Here is a 22,430-nt window from a genome sequence, read left to right on the forward strand (position 1 = left end):
CTTCGGGGCGGCCCGGGTTGTGAGTGGCTGCCCTTCAACCAGAAAACGGCGGGCGTGTTCCCGTCTTGAGGTCGGAACCGGTTAAGTTGATGCCCGCGCCGACCGCCTACCCCCCGCTGCAGGCCCAACCCTGCCGGCTGGGCATTGGCCTGCCCGGACGGCTACGCCATGAGACTGGGGTAGGGAGCAACGCTTTTATTGATTTTCGCGCATGTCTGGTCTGTACCTTCATATTCCCTTCTGCAAGCAAGCCTGCCACTACTGCGACTTCCATTTCAGTACCTCCATGGCCCTGAAAAGTCGGTTTGTGGAAGCCCTGACCCGGGAGCTGGCCCTGCGTCGCGACTACCTTGGCGCCGATGCTACGCTCAGCACCATCTACCTGGGCGGAGGAACACCCTCCTTGCTGACGGAGGCCGAGCTGAATACGATTTTCGAGGCGATACACCGGTACTTCCGCGTGGCGCCCGAGGCCGAAATTACCCTGGAGGCCAACCCCGACGACCTGACCCCAACCAAGGTGCGCGAGCTGGCCGCCTCGCCGGTTAACCGCCTGAGTATAGGGCTGCAGAGCTTCCATGAGCCTCACCTGCGCCTAATGAACCGCGCCCACTCGGCTGAGGAGTCGAGGGCGGGGGTGTTACGGGCCCAGGACGCGGGCTTCCAGAATATTTCCGTGGATCTGATTTACGGCGTGCCGGCCCCTGACCACGGGCTGTGGGAGGCTGATATGGCCGCTGCCTTTGCGCTTGACGTGCCCCACCTTTCCTGCTATGCCCTTACCATTGAGCCTGACACAGTATTCGGGCGGCAGCTGAAGAAGGGCCGTTTTGTGGCCCCGCCCGACGACTTTGTGGCCCGGCAGTTTGAGTTGCTGCTTCAGGAAATGCACCGCCACGGCTACGAGCAGTACGAAATCAGTAACTTCTGTCGGCCCGGCCACGAGTCGCGCCACAACTCGGCGTACTGGCGCGGGGTGCCCTACCTGGGTCTGGGCCCCAGTGCCCACTCCTTCAACGGTCATAGCCGGCAGTACACCGTTGCCAACAACCCGCAGTACGTGGCCGCCGTGCTGGAGCGGGGCGAGGTACCGGCCACCGTAGAAATCCTCAGCCCTCAGGACCGCGCCAACGAGTACCTGATGACCAGCCTGCGCACGGCCCGGGGTTGCGACCTGGCTCACCTGCGCGACGCCCTGGGTACCGATGTGTCGGGGCAGCGCGCTGCCTACCTGCAGGAGTTGCAGCAAACCGGGCTGGCCACGCTCCGGGGCGAGGTGCTGCAGCTTACGGATGCGGGCAAGCTCCTGGCCGACCACATTACCCTGGAGCTATTTCAGGGGTAGGATGGAAAAACGCGGGTCCGGAAAGTGTCAAAATGGGCCAGTGGGTGCCAGACTCCGGCCGGAAACTGCTAATTTCCCGGCCTACCCATTCCTTATCCCCTGCACCGGTAGGCAGGCTACTACTCCCTCGCTTCGGGCAGCAGACTGGGTAGCCGCCTGTTTAGCTTGTTTAAATCCGTGATTATGAGACGACTGATTGACGCCCTGGCCGACGACACGGATTTTTTTATCGAACAGGTACAAATCACGGCCATCGTGTTCGATACCTCTGACGACGTAACCATCTGGGCTACCACATACTTCGACCAGGAACCCCACTTTTTTCATTTGGGACTCCCATTTCAGCAGCTTGATTTGTTGCTGCGCCTGGCTGGTTCCCGGGCCGAAGCCCTGCAGGAAGACGTAGCCGATGCCCTGGCTACCGTGCGCGAGTGGCCTTGCCTGCTGGAGTACACCACCGACGCCGACCCGCCCGTGCCCTTGCCCAACGTGGCCCTTAAGCTTTCCTGTACCTACCCCGCCGACGAGCCCTACGAGGAAGGCGAAGAGGATGAAACCTTCGATATCAGCATGGCCGCCGATACCGAGGAAGGTGAAGACTACGAAGGCAGCCAGCCCCATAACATTTTCTACCTGGAAGGCGTGTTCCTGCGCGTTGAGCCGTAGAGGCGTAATGGTGAGATGGTGAAATAGGGAGTTTGACGTTCGGCTACCCTCTCACGACCAACGGAACCTCAACCGCACCCTTTCACTATCTTCCTACTTCACCACATGTTCTACCTTCTTCCCGGGCTGGGGGCCGATGAGCGGGTGTTCCGGAACCTGCTACCCCGGCTGCACGGCCAAACCCGGGTGATGCCCTGGCTGACGCCGACACCTGATGAAACCCTGCCCCACTATGCGGCCCGGATGGCTGCCGACATTCCTCCGGAGGCCGAAGGCCTGCTGGTGGGCGTGTCGTTTGGGGGCGTAGTGGGGCTGGAAATCAACCGCCTGCGGCCCCGGCTGAGGACTGTGCTCATCAGCAGTATCCCCGACTCCAGCTGCCTGCCGCCTCTGCTCCGCCTGATCCGGGCCAGCGGGGTGTACCGGCTGTTTCCGCCGCAGTGGCTGAAGCTGTTTCCGCGGGCGGGGCAGTGGTATTTCGGGGTGAAGGATGGGGAGGAGTACCGCCTGTTCAAGGAAATTCTGCGTGATATGGAGCCCGTGTACACCCGTTGGGCCATTCACCGCCTGCTGCACTGGGACAGTACCCACGTAGGACGCAGCATCCAGATTCTGGGCACCCAAGACCGGGTTTTTCCGCCCGGCCCTACCCCCGTGGAGTACCTGATTAGGGGTGGCGGCCACTTTATGGTGCTAAGCCACGCCGAGGAAATCAGCCAGATTCTGAACCGGTTAGCGCAGCAGGAGAGGGTAGCAGCATTCTAGCCCACCCTCACGCCCGCCTACCCTCTTATCCTCACACCCCATCCTTATGCTCGCTACATACCCGTACCAGGGCCGCACGTTTGCCTTCGACCCGGCGGCACCGCTGGATATTTCTTTGCCCCTGGCTCCCGGCGCGGGGCAGGTGAACTGCTTCTGGGCCGAGCCGGTGCAGTTCGAGGTGATTCGGGTGGGTAGCTTCGTGGGCAGCGTGGCGCAGGGCGGCAGCACCAACTACCAGCGCGTGCACCTCACGCCCCACGGCAACGGCACCCATACCGAGTGCTACGGCCACATTTCCGCTGACCCCCAGGCCACCCTTGACCGGTGCCTGCGGCGGTTTCTGTTCGTGGCCCGGCTGGTATCGGTGCAGGCCCGGCCCCAGCCCAACGGCGACGAGGTGGTGCTGCTGGAAGACGTGCGCCGGGAGTTGAAAAGTGGCCCCGATGCTCACCTGCGGCCCGAAGCCCTGGTGCTGCGCACCCTACCCAACCATAAAAGCAAGCGTAGCCGGCAGTACTCGGGTACCAACCCTACCTACCTGGAGCCCGCCCTGTCGGAGTATCTGGCCGCTCACCACATCGAGCACCTGCTGCTGGATTTGCCCAGCGTGGACCGGGAAGAGGACGGCGGGCAGCTGCTGGCGCACCACGCCTTCTGGCAGTACCCAGCGGCCACCCGCACTGCGGCCACCATCACGGAGCTCATCTTCGTACCCGACGAGGTGGAGGATGGCCTCTACCTGCTCAACCTGCAGGTTACAAGCCTGACGCTGGATGCCAGCCCCAGCAAGCCCATCCTGTACGCGTTGTATAGTGGTGGGTAGTAGGTAGCTGGATTGGTGATGAAAGCGTCGTTCTGATAAGCAGGTCCTTGTTCACATTCTACTACCAATTACGCATCACCCTACAACGTTAACGGCCTCCGCTGCAGCTGCAGCGGAGGCCGTTAACGTTGTAGGGTGATGGGGGCTTAGTTCAGCCACACCGTCAGGAGCATTTCGAAGCGGTGCGGGCCGTAGGCGTTGTAGTAGGGCGCCTCGCCCTCGAAGCCGAGCACGTGCACCAAGGGCATGCCCTCGGTGCGCGAATCAACTATACGCACGGGGTAAAGCCGACCTTCCTCGGGCCAGTCGCCCACGTGGTTGTAGGGGCGCTGGCTGGCGTCGATGCAGCGGGCGTAATCGATGAAAGGAGCATGGCGGGTAGCTTCCGCCAGCGTCAGGTTGGCAACTTCGTACTTAGGCATACGTGGGTCGGGATGGAGAAAACAGCTGCTACCCCACGGTGTCCGGCCAAAGCCGGGTGAGCAGGGGAGCCATTCGGTGAGAAGAGCTGAAAACGATGCGCTCAATATGCCAAAGGTACAGTCTCCAAACAAGACCTAGTACCTTGGCCGATGCTAGTTGTCCAACGCCCGGCACTTTCGGATTGTTCTATTAAAGAGTAAGAAAATGCCTACCCCACGCCAGAACCCTTGTATTGTGCAAGCGGCTCTTTGCTAATGTAAACTGGTGAATATACGGGCGCAGCATCCAGTCCCGGTACGCCCCGAAAAGTTGCCGTCGCGCGGCTTAAACCAAGCTAGCTCTACGTAGGTTTAGTGTGGTAAAACCCTGTGCTGGATATGGTTAGCTAATGCGCTGGCGCCTTTCGTTCCTGCATCCCGGCAGGGTGCCTACCCCTCCGCCGGAGCCGGATACTCACTGACGCCGGCCACGATGGAGGCCGTGTAAGTTTCGAGGGAAAGGCCCAGCTGCTGCTGGTAGGCCGCCGTTTGGTGGGCAATAAAGGACTCTACCTGGGCCGGCGCCACCAAGTTAATAGTACAGCCCCCGAAGCCACCACCCATCATGCGGGCCCCGTACACGCCGGGCGCCGATTGGGCCGTAGCCACCAGCACGTCTAGCTCCCGACAGCTTACCTCGTACTGGTCGCGCAGGCCGGCATGGGAGGCGTACATTTCCTGGCCAAAAGCCTGCAGATCGCCGGCCAGCAGGTGCCGCCCGGCTGCCTCTACCCGCCGGTTTTCCTCCGTCACGTAGCGGCAGCGCCGGTACACCACGTCGCCCAGCTCGGCCGCGTGCTGCTGCACCTGCTCGGGGGTAGCGTCGCGCAGGGTTTCAAGGGTAGGGTAGTGCTGGCGCAGTACAGCCACGCCCTGCTCGCACTCTTGGCGGCGGGTGTTGTACTCGGAGCTGGCCAGGGAGTGTTTCACGCCCGAGTTGCAGAGCACCACCTGTGCCGCCGTCGTGTCGAAGGGGAAGTACTCGTACTCTAAAGAGCGGCAGTCGAGGCGCACCACCTGGCCTTGGCGGCCGAAGAGGCTGGCAAACTGGTCCATGAGGCCACACTGCACCAGGGCAAACTCGTGCTCGGCTTTCTGGGCCATGTGGGCCAGAGTCATACGGTCGAGCTGCGTACCCAGCAGGTGGTCCAGGGCAAAAGCCAGCCCGCACTCTACCGCCGCCGACGACGACATACCCGCTCCCATCGGAATATTGCCCCCGAACACGCAGTCGAAGCCTGGCACCACTATGCCCCGTTTCTGAAACTGCGCCACCACGCCCAACAAGTAGTTAGCCCAGCCCGTGGAGGAGCGCTGCACCCCGGCCGCCGCTACCGAAAACCGCTTGTTCAGGTCGTGGGCTACCAGCCGGATGGTGTCGGTCTGGTTCAGGCCCACGGCAAAGAAAATTTCCTTGTCCACGGCTGCTGGCAGCACGAAGCCGGCGTTGTAGTCGGTGTGTTCCCCAATTAGGTTGACGCGGCCGGGTGCCCGCACCAGCAGGGGCTCATGCTGAAACTGTTGGCGAAACGAGGTGGCAATGGCGTGGGCTAGCTGCATAGCAAGACGGGGGCTGAAGTTCGGGGAAGAGGTAGGGCCGCTGCCTGCAGCGGTGAAGATATTGGTACGAAGACCAGCTATTTTTTGCCGTGGAAGATGTTGGCCTCGCGGCTCGCACCTCATCTTATAGCTTGAACTGAAAGCTCACCTTTACGCCGAAGGTGCGGGCGCCGGGCGCATCACGGTAGGTAAGCCGGTGCAGGAAATCGACCCGCGCCACCTTGAAGATGTTCTCGATGCCGTAGCCTACCTCGGCATAGGGCGTGCGGCCCAAGGGCCGAAACGAGGGGAGGGGTCCGCCATTGACGGGGTCTTCCTGGGGAATGATGCGCCGGTTGGCCTCCCGGACGCTGCCCCAAAGCAGGTTGCCGGTAGCCACCAGCCGCCAGTTCAGCTGCTTAATGGCCGGCAGGGAGTTTAGCAGAAAGCCATCGAACTGGTTTTCCAGCCGGAAAGCCACGTACTGGTCGCTCACGAACTCAAAGTAGCGCATCAGGTTGAAGGCCCCGGAGTTGTAGAAGGGCGACTGATTGCCCAGATGAGTTTTCAGCACGGGGTAGGGCACTGTGCTCGGGATGTAGCCCGCGTCGAGGCGGTAATCGGTGCGGCCCAACTGGCCCAGCCGGATGCTCTGGTCGATGAGCAGGTTGAATTTCTGGTAGCGGAAATCCGAGCCCAGCACGTCGTCCACGCCCAGGGTGTAGCGCAGGGTAAACACCGGCCAGCGCTTCAGGCCAATGGCCGTGCGGCGGTTCTGGTTGTTTTCTACCAGCACCTCGTCGCGGGCGTAGCGCGATTCCAGCACGATTTCCGACAGGTCGAAGTGGTCGTTGGTGGGCGCGCCGGGGCGAGTTTCCTGGGTGTAGTAGGCAAACGGGTACAGGGGCCGGAACTGCTGGTGGCGCAGCATCACGCGCTGGGTGAACCCCCGGAACAGGTCTGACTGCAAAGCCACCGTGGTCAGGTCGCGGCGCAGGGGCCGGCTGCTGCTGATATTGCCCAGGCGGGCCGAAGCCTCAAACAATGGGTTTTCCAAGGCATAATCGTTGTCGAGCAGGGCTACCTGGTCCAGGTCCTGGCGGTGCTCGAAGTTGGCTACGGTCCAGCGGCGCCGGTCCAGCACGCGCTGCACCCGCAGGCCGTACTTAAAGCGCCCGTCGCGGGTACCATAGGCCAGGTAGGTACGCAATAGCCAGTCGCGGCTCAGCTCGGGGGTAGTCCGGAAGCCCACCCGGAAGCGGTGGCCCTCAATGCTGTTGAAGCTATACGCCGTCAGGATAGGGCCCAGGTCCACCTTGCCCACGCGGTAGTAGCCGTTCACGGCCACATCGGCCAGCTCCAGCAAGGAGCGTACGGCCGGCAGCTGCCGCACCGAGTCGAGCACCATCAGGGTCGCCTGCTCCTCGCGGCTCAGGGAGTCGGGGCGGTTCTGGTCAAAGAAATCCTTCGGGCCATTAAAGGCCGAGGCCAGGGTTTCCAGGGGCCGGTCGTAGAACGGCAGGGGCTTGGGCTGATTCACCACGAAGCCCGAGTTGACCGTCGTGAACCGGGCCAGTACACCCGTGCTGCCCTTGGTGGGCTTGATGCCGATAACCACCCGGGTACGGCGGGGCAGCTCGCCGCCCGCAGGGGTAGGGGCCATTTCCTGGTACACCCGTACCTGCTCCACGAAGTTAAGATTGGCCTCGGGGCTAACGGCCAGGTCCAGCCGGCGCAGGGCGTAGGTATCGGTGGTAATCCAGATGGTGCCCGTGAAGGCCAGATCCTGGGGCCGCCGCGGCTTCACCCCAATCTGGTAGCAAAAGTTCGGCCCGAGCATTACGGAGTCCTGCAGCTCGTACTCGTACGTGAACTTCCAGCCGTCGGCAATGGGTGAAATAAAGTCCTTACCCAGCAGCTGCTGCCAGTTGCGGTAGAAGTCCCAGTCCTGAAACGAGGAGCCCATAATCTGCGACACCACTGAGCCCTCGCGGGGAGCCGCACCGCGCATCTGGGTGCGCACAATTTCTTCGCGCTTGCGCAGAGGCTCGTTGTTCTGGTAAAAGCGTGAGAGAACTTCGGAGGCGAAGATGGGCACCACGGGCTTGCCCTGAGCATCACGCGAAATGCCCAGGCTGTCAGCTACCTGGGTCATCTGGCGCAGCACCTTGCGGCGACTAATCTGGTCGGGCAGGTTGTTGAGTGATACTTCCGTACGGTTGTAGCTCTCAAACTCGAAAGCCCGCAGGTTGCGCTTATCGTTGCGGGCCTTGTGCTGCTGTACCCGGCGCAGAATAACGTAGGCCGGATTCTCGCGGGGCCGTACTACTACCTCTCCCAGTGATACGCTGCCGCTGCCCAGGCTGAAGTGGACAGTTTGCTGCGCGGGGGCAGAGGCTACCCCACGCTTCTGAGCCGCGAAGCCGATGGCGGAGGCTACCAGGGTATCAACCGGGCCGGTTACAATCAGCTGGTAGCGTCCGTGGTCGTCGGCGGTGGTGCCCTGGCTGGTGCCGCGCACAAACACGGAAGCAAACGGTACAGGCTGCCCAGTGGCTGCTTCTGTTACGCGGCCGCTGAATAGTATTTTCTGCGCCCAGGCCACCGGCGCGCCCAGCAGGAGCAGGAGCAGACAAAGCAGCAAAGACACGGATTTCATACACACAGCTTATACGGACACTCAGGCGCAGGTTCGGTAACAAGATACTGCTAACCCCGCACCAAACGCATGGGCCGCCAAAACTTGCTCCTGCAGGCACGGTGCGTGCCTCCCCGGTCCAACGCCGCAGGCCTCCGATCAGTTAACGTTGCTGGCCTCCGGCTAGATTTGGCGCTCCTAAAGGGGGAGGCTACTTCGTGGAGGCACCGCCGGTATCAACCGGCCGGATACCTACGGCGTCGGACTGGGGTAGGGGCGCAGGTGTCTTTATGAAATGGCGCAGTAGTATAGGCCAAGGCATCAAGCTTAGGCTACTTCGGACATTCTTCCCGGGTCAGAGTCTCATTGATGCTGATGGCGGTGGCGCTACCCTCGGCGGCAGCCAGAATGGCCTGCTGGGTACCTGGCGTAATGTCACCGGCGGCGTAGAGGCCGCGCACTGTAGTCTGCTGCTTTTTATCAACCCAGATGGCGCCCTTGCTGGTCAGGCGGCACCCCATCTGCTCGGCCAGGGTGCTGCGCTGGTGCTGATGGGCATGGATGAACACAGCTGTGCGGGCCAGCTTCTCGCCCGAGGCGAATACAATGTACCGCAGCTCACCCTCCGTGGTACCTTCCAGCCGTACAACCGGCTCTTCGCGCACCTGGATTTTCTGCTGGCGCAGGCGGCGGCGGGCATTTTCGGTCAGGAAGCCAGGCCCATCAATACAGGCCACCACATCCTTGCTCCAGCGACTCACCAGCAAAGCCAGGCCGGTTACCATTTTGGCGCGGCCGTACACGGCCAGCGGCTGGTCGCGCACTTCCCAACCGTGGCAGTAGGGGCAGTGTAGCACCCCACGTCCCCACAGGTCGCGCATACCGTCAATGGGTGGTAGCTCATCTTCCACGCCCGTAGCCAGCAGTACCTTCCGGGCCGTGAGGGTGGAGGTGCGGCCTGTGGTGCCTTCCAGGGTCAGCTCGAAGAAAGGGCCTAGTGGGGTCAAGCTCACCACCCGAGCTTCCCGGATTTCGACGGTAGCATAGGCCGCCAGCTGTTCCCGACCCAGGCGTAGTAAATCGGCGGGCTGGGTTCCGTCACGGGTGAAGAAGCCCTGCACGGCGGGCGAGGGCGTGTTGCGCGGGGCACCCCCATCCAGCACCACCACCTTGCGCAGGCAGCGACCCAGCACCAGCGCGGCGCTAAGGCCGGCGCTGCCGGCACCTATAATAGCAACGTCGATATCGGGGAGAGACTGGGCAGGCAGGCGGTGACGGGGAGGCATACGCAGAGTATTTTCGTCTGCCTATACCGGCAAAGCTGCCTGGGGGTTAGGCTCAGGTTTAGGGATACGAGTAAGTAGTCCAACAAAAAAGCCTTTCCCGGCTGGGAAAGGCTTTTTTGTTGGACTGACTGATTTCGCAGACTACTCTTTGATCAAACGCTTAGTGAAGGTTTGACCATTGCCCTGAATGGTGAGCAGGTAAGTGCCTTTGGGCAGGTTGTCGAGTCGGATAGACTGAGTAGTACTGCCTTGCTGCGAGAGGATACGTACGGTGCGGCCTGCCAGGTCAGTTATCTTAACCTGATAGGTACCACTCGACAAAGCTGTCAAGTTCAGGAACGTGGTAATGGTAGCAGCCGCTGGGTTGGGGTACACGGTTACATCGGTAGCGGACGTGAAGCGCACCGTTTGCACATCGCTGAGGATAGAGCTACCATCAAAGTCAACTTGACGCAAGCGGTAGTACATCGTGCCCCGGGCCTGATTAGCTGCCTTGGCATCCACGAAGCTGTAGTCGTGCGCGGATGTAGTAGTCCCTTGGCCTTTCACCTCGCCAACCTTCTGGAAGGTAGTACCGTCCAGGCTACGCTCCACTACAAACCGGTCGTTGTTGAGTTCCTGGCTCGTGTTCCATAATAGTCTGGCGTCCTGACCGTTAGTCTGAGCCTTGAAGCTTACCAGAGTTACGGGCAGAGGGGCAGCCGCAGTGTTTCGACGGAAGAAAGCATCGGTTGTTGCGTTCAGGTAGCCGGGGCCCGTAGAAGCGCTACCGCTGTAGGCAGGGTCATAGATATCAACTAGGCCGTTGAAGTTATCGTCATGATAATACGGAGAGGTGATATCGAGGAAGTTCGGAATACCGTTACTGTTAGCGTCCTGTAGGAATTGTGAGAGTGTGGTAGCACCGTAGCCGGAGCCATTGGTAGTCACCGGATAATAAGCGCTTTTCTCCGGGTTATTGAGGGCAAACTGGCGGGCCAATGCTACGATGTCATCGCCGGCAGCTCCACTGCCATTCAAATCAAATCCTTCCGACCAGTCAGACGTTTGAGCATAAATGGGACGAGTTGTGCGGGTAGCGTTGTCGTTGTCAGAGTCCAGATCGAACATATCTGGCGTGCTATCCCCATCGGTATCAGCCCGGAGGGTAATGGAGTTGCCCCCCGAAACGTTACCATCATAAGCATCACGGATACCGTCTCTGTCAGAATCAGTGTTGAAGTTAGCCTGATTCTTACGGGTATTATAGGTAACAGAGGGTAATGCCTCCATTTCATCCGTAATGCCATCATTATCAGAGTCTAGGTCCAGGAAGTTGTAGTTACGTGCCGTCTGACCGTTGGCCGTGAAAGCTTCTTGGTCATTGTCAGGCAGAGTGTAACGCACGGTGTTTACTTCTGTGCCTCCCACTCGGGCGTTAGCTGTTCCTCCCGTACCACGGTTTTCTACGGCGTTAGGTAGTCCGTTGGCACCAACTGAGTTGGCTATTGTCCCGACAGAAGTAGTGCCGTTAGTGATGGAGTTGATGAAACGACCTTGAGCGGTGCTATAACCGCTAGACTGCGTGGCAGTAGCGTCGTTGGTCCAAATAAGGGAGGTCAAACCCGCTTCAAACGAGTCTGTTAGCCCATCATTATCAGAATCTAGGTCGAAGTGATTGGGGATTCCATCTCCGTCTGTATCGAAAATATCGTTCACCCCATTGTTATTCAGGTCGCGGAATGCTCCGAAGATTGGGTGCACGTAATCTACGTCTAGGTAGCGAACAGGGGAGTTGGCGTCAGCAAATGCACTGGGGTCAACGCTGGTGGTCCCTGAAAACGACTCGACTACATCCAAAATACCATCATTATCGTCGTCAATATCTGTATCATCGGTTACGCCATCACCATCATTGTCGCACACATAGATGGTAGTATAAGTGAGGTTGTTAGCGGCACTTACGAAACCATATGTCCATGTGTTTACTGTTACCGCGTTGCCGGGCGTGGAGGTAGTATTGTTACCCCAGGCATGAGCCGGGCTGACAGTACCATTCAAACTAGAAGTGTTTAGCGCTGCGATGTTTGTATCATCCCAGTACAAAACATCTGTTCCTGCAGAAGAAGGGCGAACATTCCGAACAGAAAATCCACCTTCATTATTCTCAGCGTCGTAGAGTGGGAAATTGACTGCGGCCCCTCGGTTGGTGAAACTGTAGGTGATAGGCTGGCCTGCTGGTACCCGAACATTGTTTACTAATCCGTCCCAAATGATGGTCGCCGATGAACCACCAATTACATCAGTAGTCAACGTGCGGGTGTTGCCACTGTAGGTGATAGTTATATCAAAGCGGCCAGTTTCGGAAGAGGTAGTAGTAAAAGCTACTTCGGTATTACCACTGCGGCAATAAGGCTGGGGTGTAATGGATACTGTCGGAACAGTAGTGCTGGGCCAGATGCTAGGGTCAGGGTCGTTAACAAAGCTAGGATACTGTAAGTAAGCCTTATTGCCATTCTGGCTTTTACGCCGCTCCGCTATGGTATTACGGGTTGCATTGGCTGTAGAGCCGAACTCATTGGTAACGAAAAAGAAGGCATAAGGACGGAGCCCTGCCAAATCGATGGCTTTTATATAGTACGTGTTAGGGTTGCTGCGGCTTTCCACAAGTGGGTACAGCGTGAATTTGCTGGAAAGCAGGTTAGCGGCAGACAACGTAGAAAACGACCAGAACTTGCTGAATAAGCGGCCATTTTTCACCAGATTATCGGTGCCCGTTACGGTAAAGTCCCATATGTCGTATACACTGTACAACTTGTTATTGGTCGTTCCGTTGCCGAACGTGGTACTAGGAGTTTTTAGGTCATTAAAACTACCTTGAGTGCCTTGGCTCGTATATTCACCTACCTGAGTGAATTCAACGAAGAAGTCCTGGGTGGAGCCTGTGTTGTTCGTGTAAATCAGTGGGATATATCCACCGGCAGCAGGACTTGGGCCCGCCGCCGCTTGCGCATATGTATCAATCACCCCTGCTTGACCTGACCGTAGTTGATACGTATTCGTGGTGGTACTATTGCGAGCAAGGGTAGTTTGCTGCACAATAGTACCATCGCCTACGCCATAGCGGAGCGTAAGTATTAAATCTTTATACGTGTATCCAGCAAGTACCGGATCAGCCCGCCGTACACCATACGACAACTTCTCTCCAGGCTTCAAGCGTATGAACATACGGTAATCAGCCTTGAAAGGAGCACCCGCTGGGCTTACCCAACTAGCAGGTTTGAGAAAGCCGTAGGAAATATCTACCCCTCCTGAAAGGGAATCAGAATTGTGAACAAGAAAGCCGGCTCGGTCATTGGTAGCGGTAGTGAGGCCGTCTGTATTGGTGCCAGGTGTTAGATTTTTAGAACCTTCAGCCTTTGCTTGGCCCCAACCGAGCATCAGCCACGCTAACAGCAAGACTGCTAATCGTAAGTGTGTTTTCATGCAAAAAATGTGAGTATGGAAAGTGTTAAAAAGCGGATGTGGTTGGTGGCGGGCGCCTTATCCTAGCGCGCGATTACAAAGCTAGAATGGCCTGGAAGCGTACTGCCGGGTTTTCGCCGAATGGCCGAATCATCTCGGTGAATGCTCTGGATCCAGGCTCTAAGACCTTGCCTGGAATTATCCTATGTTGAGCGCATTGTACAAAGGCGCAAAGGTCCGTGAGCTAGTACGAAGTGAGCGGTTGCGTTGGATTTTGTGGGCAGGGAACGGAATGCTACCAACCGGTAGCACTCCGTTCTTTGAACAGAAATCACCTCCTGCTACCGACCCCACTAATACACCCGGTCCCGGCCGCTTTGCTGCACTAGCTGGCCTACTTCCTGGTTGAAGCCGGCTTCCTCGCGCAGGTCTTCCAGGGGGATGTGGAAGCGGTACTTCCAGAAGTGGGTGGGGTTGGCGGGCACGTTGATTTGCTCCTCCAACGGGTCGGGGCGGCGCAGGCGCTGGTCCATGGCCAGCAGGTCCTGGAGGGGGAAGATGGCCCACATGGCGGGGGAATGCAGGTGCTGCACCGTTACCTCGCGGGCTACCCAGGGCTCACAGTGCAGGGGCGCCTGCTGGCCCCAGTGGCCCAGCAGATGCTCGAAGAAGCGCTGGGTTTTCTCGCGGTCCTCTTCCCACCAGCCGCGTACCGTGCTCATGTCGTGCGAGCCGGGGCTGACTACGGAGAGGTAGGGGGCTACGGCCGGGTTGCCAAACTCCACGCTGGGGTCAGAAGGCATGCGCTGGATGTTCAGGCCCAGAATCCCCAGGGCCTTCATTACGCCCGGCACCGATTCGGGCACCATGCCCAGGTCTTCGCCGCAGATCAGCATGTCGGTGGCCCAGCGCACGGCCGGCAGCTTAACTAGGCCCTGCCGCCGCCAGAAGTCCTCGTGGCGGCGGTAGAAGAAGTCGATATAAACCTCGTGCAGGCGGGCACGCGTCTGGTCGTCAAGCTCCCGGAACGAGCGGCTCAGGTGCAGGGTAATGCGCGGGTGGTAGAAGTCGGGCTGCTGGTCGTCGGGTACCAGCAGCACTTCGTTCACCAGCTTGTATAAGCTCGTGCGCAGCCAGCGGTAGTGTTCGGCATTGGCCGGGTCCTGGCTGATCTTCGACTCGATAACTGCCTCAATCTGGCGCTGGGTCCGGACGTGCTGCTGCAGGCGGATAGCCCCGTAGCCAGCGTCCTCCATAAACTCATCGAACACAGATTGGGCCTGGCCGTGGAAAATTTCCTGCACGATGTGCCAGCGGATGTAGGGCTCGCAGAGGCGAGCGTAGTCAAACCAGCCGATGCGCTCCTCGATTTCGTGGCGGTGCAGGGGTAGGGCCGGGGAGAAGTGGCCGAGCAGACCCTCCACCGAGTGGCCTGGAATTTCCCAGATACGAAAGAAGCCCAGGATGTGGTCGATGCGGAGAGCATCGAAGTAGCGGGCCAAGTGGCCCATCCGCTGCTGCCACCACTGGTAGCCGTCCTCAGCCATCCGCTCCCAATTGTAAGTAGGGAAGCGCCAGTTCTGGCCCGTTACCGAGAAATCGTCGGGCGGGGCGCCGGCTTGCTGGTGCATATGGTAGAGCTCGGGCTGGGTCCAGGCATCCACGGAGTGGCGGTAGATGCCGATGGGCAGGTCGCCTTTCACCACTACCCCCCGCTGCCGGGCGTACTCTACGGCCTCCAGCAGCTGCTTATCGAGGTGGAACTGCGTGAACAGGTGCAGGCCGAACTCATCAAACTCCGGGCTGTCTTCGCGCAGCAGCTCGGCTACCCGGGTCGGGGTGCGGAACTCCTCGGGCCACTGGGTAAAATCGGCCGTGCCAAACCGGTCGCGCAGGCCGGAGAAGGCGGCGTAGGGCAGGAGCCAGGCCTGCTGCTCTTGGCGGAAGGCCCGGAAGGCCGGGTCGGCCAGGAAGGCGGCTTTCTCCTGCTGATACAGCTGCCGGATAAACTTCCACTTGGCGTTCATGACCGGCTCGTAATCCACGAAATCCCGACCATTCAGCTCCTCGCGCAGCTGCGCCAGCTCCTGGCGGGCGGCGGCATCGCGCAACTCAGCCACGGCATCGAGGTTGAGATACTGCGGGTGCAGGGCAAACACCGAAATGGCGGCGTAGGGGTAGCTGTCCACCCAGGTGTGGGTAGCCACAGTGTCGTTGATGGGCAGCACTTGCACCAGCTTGAGGCCGGTAGCCACGGCCCAGTCCACAAGCAGCTTCAAATCAGGAAACTCGCCCACGCCCAGGCCGCGGCGGCTGCGCAGGGCAAACACCGGCAGGGCCACACCTGCCCCGCGCCAATTACCGGTGGGGTAGCGGAAGTGGTCATCGGCCTTCACGCGCAGGGTGCGGCGGTCGGGCGAGCCGTAAATCAGGCGGTCTTCGCCGGCTTCCAGATGAATGATTTTCTGCTCCGCCGGGTCCCAGATACCATACTTATACTGGGTTGTCTGCTCGGGGTGGGCCAGGGCCACTTCCGCGCGCCAGGTGGGGTAGTCGGCATCGGACAACACAACGGCCTTGCGGGCATCCCAGCTGCCCAGGGCCGGGTCGGAGCCGAGCACGCATAGCTGGTGGTTGGAATCGACGCGCGGGGCCGAGAGCTGAAAGCGCACTACGCCGTTGGCCTCACCCGCTGGGGCAGGTGCCGGCGCAGTCGGGGCCGGGCGGCGCATCAGGGCTTTGGTGAAGGCGGCCGTATGCAGCTCGTTTTCGGGGAGGGCCGGGGCCCGCCAGAAGTCTTCCAGCACGATGCGGGTAAAGCCGCCGGCCGCGTTGAGGCCGATGGTGCGGTTAGGGCCCCACTCCCAGTGCTGGCCTCCGTCGGCCTCGTCCAGCAGCACATACTTATACTCCACGCTACCCACCTCATCATCGGGCAGGCTGATTTCCTGGGTCCAGAGGCCTTTTTCGGGGAGGTAGTGCAGGTTCAGAGCTTGATTGAGGTTCCAGTGGCCCAGGCTGGGCAGGGAACCGCAAACTACCAGGCGCTGGCCCCAGGCCGTGCGGAAGGGTAGCGTAAAGCGAAGAATCATTGAGGGCTGAGTTACTTGGGAAGTGGGGCCGAAGATACGGCGTAAACCGCGGACCCGAAGCCGCTCTGAGAGCCTTATCCGGTGCAATGCAGGCTATTTTTTGGCGGTTTTCATGCGGCTAATGGCGGGTTGACCGTTGGTTGGTGCCCGATTGATTCGGGGCCGTAGGCTCACCTGCTCGCGGCACTTCAGCCCCGCCGACCTTTGCTCCGCTTCCGGCTCGTTTTGGTTGGCTCGGCCTGCTGTTGCTGCAGGGTAACCACCAGGTTCTTCTCAGCCTCGGGTGCCCGCAGCTCTACCTGCTGGGGCAGGTGGCCGGGGTAGGCAACCAGAAACCGGACCGGCACGCCCGCCGGCAGGGGCAGCAGAAAAAAGCCCTCGGCGTTGGTAGTGGCCAGCTGGGTGGGTTTGCCTACCACCGAGACGGTAGCGCCGGGCAAAGGCTGCCCTGCCTCGCTGAACACGGCCCCGGTGAACTGCACAAGGCGCGGTGTGGTGGCCGAAACGGTTTGGGCCGCGGCCAAGGGTAGGCCCCCACCCGGCAGTACCCCCCAGCTTGCCAGGGCAAACAGGCAGGCAGCAGCCCGGTACCGAAAGAAACAGGTCAGAAGCAAGGCGGGCAGGGATAAAGCGGAAGGAAAACCAAATGGTATTCGGAAACTACGCTATTTCCGCGAGGCCACCGCATGTTCCTCGATAAGGCTGGGCCGCAGGCCGGTAGAGCCGGACAATGCACCGGTAAAAACAAAGCAAGGCCAACCTGAGCGGGCATTTTCCCGTTTGGCTGACTGAGTTTCATTTCTACCGGTCTGTCGTTTGCCTCTCTACCTGCGTCGTATTCTGTACGCCCTGCTCGGGCTCATTGGGCTGGTGCTGCTGCTCGTGGCCGGCATCTTCGTGTTCCTGCAAACCAATGCGGGCCAGGATTTTGCCGCCCGCAAGGCTGAGCAATACTTACGGGATAAACTGCAAACCGACGTGCGAATCGCCAAATTTCGCACGGACCTCAAGCACGTCATCAGCCTCGATGGGGTCTATATCGAGGACCAGAAAGGCGATACGCTGCTCTCGGTGGGGCACCTGGGCGTTGACCTGGATTTGTGGGCCCTCACCAAGTCGCAGATTAACCTGAAGAGCCTGGAGCTGAACAACGGGCGCCTGGCCATCACGCGCACTGAGCCCGACAGCATCTCGAACTACGATTTCATTGTAAACGCCTTTGCCAGCGGCGACACCAGCACCGTGGCGACTACCCCCGCCGACACTACGGGCGCGGGCTTTCAGTACAACATCGGCGACCTGCGCCTGACCAATGTGCTGCTGACCTACAACGACCAGGTGGACGGCATGAACGTGCGCACCCGGGTAGGCGAGCTGGCCGTGAATATGGACGAGGTAAACGTGGACGGCTCCACGTACCGCATTGATCAGGCGGCCCTGCGCAACACGGGCATCAACATCCGGCAAACCAAGGTGCCGCCAGATACCCCCCAGGATACGGCCGCCCTCAAGCTGGAATTCGGCCTGAACCGGGCCCAGCTGGAAAACGTCAGCCTCACCTACCGCAACGACCCCTCGGCCCAGTTTATCAGTACCCGCATTGGGGAAGCCGACGTAACGGCCGACAACATTGACCTGGTGAACAGCCGGGTAGCCCTGAACACCCTGAAGCTGCGCAACACCAGCTTTGCCTACGCCCAGAACGAGAACGTACCAGTAGAGCAGCGGGTAGTAAACCCCGCCGAAGCCGTGCGCGACCTGAACAAGTCGGTGGAAAACGCTACCGGCCAGGAGGCCAGCTGGGTAGTAACCCTGAAGCAGTCCGACATCAGCGGCGTGGACGTAGCCTTCGACAACTTCAACCAGCCCCGGCAGAAGACGCGCATCCAGGGCATGGACTACAATCACCTGAAGTTCACGAACCTGGTACTTAACACCGAGAACCTGCGCTACTCCGCCGATAGCACCACCGGCCGCATCACGCAGCTGGCGGGCCAGGAGCAGAGCGGCTTTGCCATTACCCGCGCCGCCGCTCAGCTGCACTACGACGACCACCGTATTCAGCTTAATGACCTGGACCTGGTGACGCCCCACAGCCACCTGCGCCGCCGCATCGGCATTGGCTACAAGGACCTGGCCGGCATTGCCGACGACCTGCCCAACCTGCAGCTGAACGGCGACCTGCGCCAGACCCGCCTGGGCTTCCGCGACGTGCTCTACATCACCCCCAGCCTCATCGACACGCCCCCGTTCAGCAGCGGCCCCAACCAGTCATTCCTGATTTCGGGACTGGTAAACGGGCGCCTGGGTGATTTGCGTGTGCAGAACCTCGACTTCGTGGGCTTCCGCAACACCGTGGTACGGGGTGGGGGCCGCATTCAGGGCCTGCCCAACACCGATGACCGCCTGATTCTGGATCTGAACCTGGGCTACGTGCGCACCACTGAGGCGGACATGCGCAGCCTGCTGCCGGCCGGCACCCTGCCTGAGCTGGGCATCGACCCCAATGACCCCATTACCATGAGCGGGCAGATCCGGGGTCGTATCAGCAACCTGGCTCTCAACAACATCACCCTGCAAGGGCTGAACGGCACCCGCCTCCGCACTACGGGCCGCATCCAGGGCCTGCCCAACACCGACCGCCGCCTCTACGCCGATTTCAACGTGCAGGAGTTTACTTCCACGGCCGCCGATATCAAGGGCCTGCTACCGCCCGGCACTCTGCCTGCTGGCTACTCCCTACCCCCGCGCATGTCGGTAACCGGCACGTTCCGGGGCCGGCCCACGGCGCTGGTGTTTGATACCGATTTGCGGGCCACAACTTCCTACGGCAACGTAGCGGCCAAAGTCAACGTGGGCGAAGGGCCCGTGGGGCAGGAGCCGGTGCGTGCTACTTTCAGCACCCAAAGCCTGGACCTCGGCAAGTTCATGGGGGATCCTACTATTGGTAAGATAACGGCCAATGGCACCCTCACCGGCCGTGGTGGCCTCGACCCCAACCAGCTGCGCGGCCAGCTCAACGCCCGGGTGCAGCAGGCTACCTACAACGGCTATACCTACCGCGGCATCACGGCGAAGGTGGATATTGACCGCAACCGTTACGTGGTGGACGCCAGCAGCAAGGATGACCCCAACCTCAACCTCGATTTGCTGGCCACCATTGACCTGCGCAATGCTGCCAACCCCACTTATACCGTGGACCGCCTGAACCTGCGCGGGGCCAACCTGACGGCCCTGGGTTTCTATACCGGCGGCGACCTGCGCGTGCAGGGCGACCTGACGGCCAACATCAGCGGCTCTGACCTGAATACCATCAACGGGACCTTCTCGGGCAACCGCATCGTCATTGTGAATAATAACCGGCCCTTTGCCCTCGACTCGGTGAGCGGGCGCATTGTGCAGCGCACCGGCCGCACCGAGGTGGACTTTGCTTCCAGCGTAGCCGACCTGACCTTGCGCGGTAATACCCGCCTCGGCGACCTGGCCACGGAGCTGCAGCGCCACATTGACCGGTACTTTGATTTGCCGGGTGTGCAGTACCGGCCCAGCTCGGAGTATCGGCAGTTTACCTTTGAGGCCAACCTGAAGCAGCCGCGCCTGGTGCAGCAGCTGGTGCCCGACCTCAAGCGCCTCACGCCCTTCAAGCTCACTGGCTCCTACGACAGCCGCCAGGCCGACCTGCGCCTGAACACCCGCATTGGCCGCATTGTGTACCTGGGCTACGCCCTGGACTCTCTGAAGCTGGCCGTGCAGTCGGACCCCCAGAAGCTGGACTATGCCCTGGGTCTGCGCCAGATCAGCCAGGACACCAGCCTGGTTATCCCCAACCCCAGCCTGCAGGGCAGCATTCAGAACAACGAAATCGGGACGCGCCTGCGCATAGCGGAGTCGGATAGTGCCGAGAAGCTGAACCTGGCCGGCGTGTTGCGGGTGCTGAACGGCGGGGCTACCTACGCCTTTAGCTTCGACCCTCGCCTGATGCTGGACCAGAAGCAGTGGGACATTACGCCGGGCAACGAAATCCGCTATAACTCGGCCACCGGGGCTATTTTTGCTCAGAATCTGGTCATCAGCCGCAACCAGCGCCGCCTGACCCTGCAAACCCTACCCGGGGCACAGTACCCGCTGCAGGTGTCCATGCAGGAGCTGGATATCAACGGGCTGGGTCGGGCCGCCGGCTTCCAGGATTCCCTGATTGCGGGCACCCTGAACGGGCAGGCCGTGGCTTACAGTCTGGGCCAGCCCCGGCAGGCGTTTACGGCCAACGCCAACCTTACCGGCTTCGTGTTCAATAAGGCGGCCATCGGCGACCTGGCCGTGCAGGCTACCAACCCCACCCCTGACCGCTTCAACGTAGATGCCCGCCTGACCAACCAGCAGGGCATGGACGTGCGGGCCGTGGGCTACTACCTGGCTACCCCGCCTTCGCCTATTCAGTTTGATGTGAACGTGAACCGGCTCGACCTCCGGATTATTGAGCCGTTTGCCCTGGGCCAGCTTCAGCAGATGGGCGGGGGCGTGACCGGGCAACTGGCCGTAACGGGCAGCGTGGCCCAGCCTACCATCAACGGCACGCTCACCACTACCCCCGACGCCACCTTTACCCTCACCCAGCTGGGCGCCCCCTACTTCCTGGCTTCCCAGGACATCCGTTTCAGCAACGAGGGCATTGGGTTCCGCAACTTTGTGGTGAAGGACTCGGTGGGCAACGAAGCCGTGATTAACGGGGCAGTGCGCACCACCAATTACACTTCTGACTTCCGCTTCGATCTGCAGGCCACTACCACCAACTTCCTGGCCATCCAAAGCTCCCAACGCGAAAACAACCTGTTCTGGGGCAAGCTGCTGGTTGATTCCGACTCCCGTATTACCGGCACTCTGGATCTGCCCATTGTGCGCACCCGCGCCCGGGTGGCCGATGGCTCCAACTTCTTTGTGGGTATCCCGAACGAGGACCCGGTGGAAGTGGCCCGCGAAGGCATTGTGGAGTTTGTGGATAAGAGTGCCCCCATTAACCCCATGCTGGCCGAGCAGGTTGCCGTGGATTCCGCTGAAACCACCGCTGGCTACGATATCCAGGCCATTGTGACGGTTACCGACAACACGCCCTTCACTATTGTGGTGGACGAGGCCTCCGGCGATAACCTGCGCGTGCAGGCCAACGGCACCCTGAATACGGCCATTGATGCCACGGGCAACATCACCCTCACCGGCCGCCTCGACGTGGCCAAGGGCAAGTACCAGATGTCGCTCTATGACCTGGCGGCCCGCGAGTTCGATATTGCGCCCGGCTCTTCCATCACCTGGAGCGGCGACCCCTATAACGGGCAGGCTGACGTAACAGCCATTTACAAGGTGCGCGCCGCGCCCGCCGAGCTGATTTCGTCGCAGGGCGGCACCGATGAAACCCAGAACGCCCTGGCCCGCAACCAGCTGCCTTTTGAGGTGGATCTGAAGGTAGCTGGTCAGCTGCTCAAGCCCGTTATCAGCTTTGATATTCGCCTGCCCGAGGAAGCTCGTTCCGATTTGCGCGGCCCCATTGAAGCCCGCCTTACCCAGCTGCGCCAGCCTTCGCAGGAGAGCGAGCTAAACAAGCAGGTATTCTCCCTGCTGGTGCTTAACCGCTTCCTCGCCGACGACCCCTTCCGCAGCAGCAGCGGCAACCTGGTAGCCGAGCAGCTGCGCGGCTCCGCCAGCCAGGTGCTCACCCAGCAGCTCAACAACCTCACCGGCTCCTACCTGTCTAACCTGGGTGTAGAGCTGGGCGTGAACTCCTACGCCGACTTCAGCAGCGGAGCCGAGAAAACCCGCACCGACCTGAACGTGGCCGTGCGCCGCCAGCTGCTCAACAACCGCCTCACCGTACGCCTGGGTACCGATGTGCCCCTGGGCGGCGGCAACCAGGGCAGCACCGGCCAGAGCCAGTCGGGGGTAAGCGCCTTTGCCGGCGACGTGAGCGTGGAATACAATGTGCTGGCTAACGGCCGCATCCGCCTGCAGGCCTTCCGCAACAATGCCTATGGCGACATCGACGGGCAATTTGTGCGGACCGGCGCTTCCCTCATCTTCCAGCGCGACTACCGCGACCTGGCCGACCTGTTCCGGGGGATTGATGAGAACGTGAAGGAGGAAGTGAAGCTGGAGCGCCAACAGCGCCGCCGCGACCGGAAAGCCGGTCGCGACTCGACCAACGCTGCCCCCAATGCTCCGCGCCGCGACTCCACCCGCCTTCGCCCGAACGCGGCCCGGCCCGATTCGGTGCGGCGCACCAGTGCCCGCGCTGCGGCTCGCCCCGACTCTACCCGGCGCTAACATCTACCGGCTTCCTACCCCCTCGCGCTACGCCAACCTTCCGCTTTTCCTTTTCCGAA

The 22,430-nt window shown here is 60.7% G+C and carries 12 protein-coding genes; 5 read left to right on the forward strand and 7 right to left on the reverse strand.

Annotated features, from left to right (window positions below; translation table 11 throughout):
* Positions 1-211: 211 nt before the first annotated feature.
* The 4 genes from hemW to FGZ14_RS16195 all read left to right on the forward strand — a co-directional run bounded on the left by hemW (position 212) and on the right by FGZ14_RS16195 (position 3,599).
* A complete protein-coding gene (hemW, locus tag FGZ14_RS16180; protein ID WP_139925244.1) occupies positions 212-1,345 on the forward strand; it encodes a radical SAM family heme chaperone HemW in 1,134 nt (377 codons plus the stop codon).
* A 183-nt stretch (positions 1,346-1,528) separates the two neighbouring features.
* Entirely contained in the window at positions 1,529-2,011 is a 483-nt protein-coding gene (locus FGZ14_RS16185) for a hypothetical protein (protein WP_139925245.1), read from the forward strand.
* Positions 2,012-2,116: 105 nt separating this feature from the next.
* Complete coding sequence (locus FGZ14_RS16190; protein ID WP_139925246.1) at positions 2,117-2,776, forward strand: alpha/beta fold hydrolase; 660 nt, start codon at positions 2,117-2,119, stop codon at positions 2,774-2,776.
* A 46-nt stretch (positions 2,777-2,822) separates the two neighbouring features.
* A complete protein-coding gene (locus tag FGZ14_RS16195; RefSeq protein ID WP_139925247.1) occupies positions 2,823-3,599 on the forward strand; it encodes a cyclase family protein in 777 nt (258 codons plus the stop codon).
* A gap of 146 nt (positions 3,600-3,745) precedes the next feature.
* Here FGZ14_RS16195 and FGZ14_RS16200 read toward each other — a convergent pair whose 3' ends face one another.
* From FGZ14_RS16200 to FGZ14_RS16230, 7 genes are all read right to left on the reverse strand, one after another.
* Positions 3,746-4,021 (reverse strand): hypothetical protein, encoded by a 276-nt coding sequence (locus FGZ14_RS16200; protein WP_139925248.1) that lies wholly within the window; start codon positions 4,019-4,021, stop codon positions 3,746-3,748.
* A gap of 429 nt (positions 4,022-4,450) precedes the next feature.
* Positions 4,451-5,620, reverse strand: a complete 1,170-nt coding sequence (gene galK, locus FGZ14_RS16205) for a galactokinase (RefSeq protein ID WP_139925249.1) — start codon at positions 5,618-5,620, stop codon at positions 4,451-4,453.
* A 124-nt stretch (positions 5,621-5,744) separates the two neighbouring features.
* Positions 5,745-8,258 (reverse strand): DUF5686 and carboxypeptidase-like regulatory domain-containing protein, encoded by a 2,514-nt coding sequence (locus FGZ14_RS16210; RefSeq protein WP_139925250.1) that lies wholly within the window; start codon positions 8,256-8,258, stop codon positions 5,745-5,747.
* A gap of 311 nt (positions 8,259-8,569) precedes the next feature.
* Positions 8,570-9,523 carry an NAD(P)/FAD-dependent oxidoreductase gene (locus FGZ14_RS16215; RefSeq protein ID WP_139925251.1) on the reverse strand — a complete coding sequence of 318 codons (954 nt, stop codon included), beginning with the start codon at positions 9,521-9,523 and terminating at the stop codon, positions 8,570-8,572.
* Between the two features lie 141 nt (positions 9,524-9,664).
* Entirely contained in the window at positions 9,665-12,988 is a 3,324-nt protein-coding gene (locus FGZ14_RS16220) for a T9SS type A sorting domain-containing protein (protein ID WP_139925252.1), read from the reverse strand.
* Between the two features lie 332 nt (positions 12,989-13,320).
* Complete coding sequence (locus FGZ14_RS16225; protein WP_139925253.1) at positions 13,321-16,059, reverse strand: 4-alpha-glucanotransferase; 2,739 nt, start codon at positions 16,057-16,059, stop codon at positions 13,321-13,323.
* Positions 16,060-16,247: 188 nt separating this feature from the next.
* Complete coding sequence (locus FGZ14_RS16230; protein WP_180754379.1) at positions 16,248-16,673, reverse strand: carboxypeptidase regulatory-like domain-containing protein; 426 nt, start codon at positions 16,671-16,673, stop codon at positions 16,248-16,250.
* Positions 16,674-16,875: 202 nt separating this feature from the next.
* On the opposite strand from FGZ14_RS16230, the gene FGZ14_RS16235 reads away from it, so the two are divergent.
* A complete protein-coding gene (locus FGZ14_RS16235) occupies positions 16,876-22,371 on the forward strand; it encodes a translocation/assembly module TamB domain-containing protein (protein ID WP_139925255.1) in 5,496 nt (1,831 codons plus the stop codon).
* Positions 22,372-22,430 lie beyond the last annotated feature (59 nt).

This window comes from Hymenobacter sp. DG01, assembly GCF_006352025.1.
Lineage (GTDB): Bacteria > Bacteroidota > Bacteroidia > Cytophagales > Hymenobacteraceae > Hymenobacter.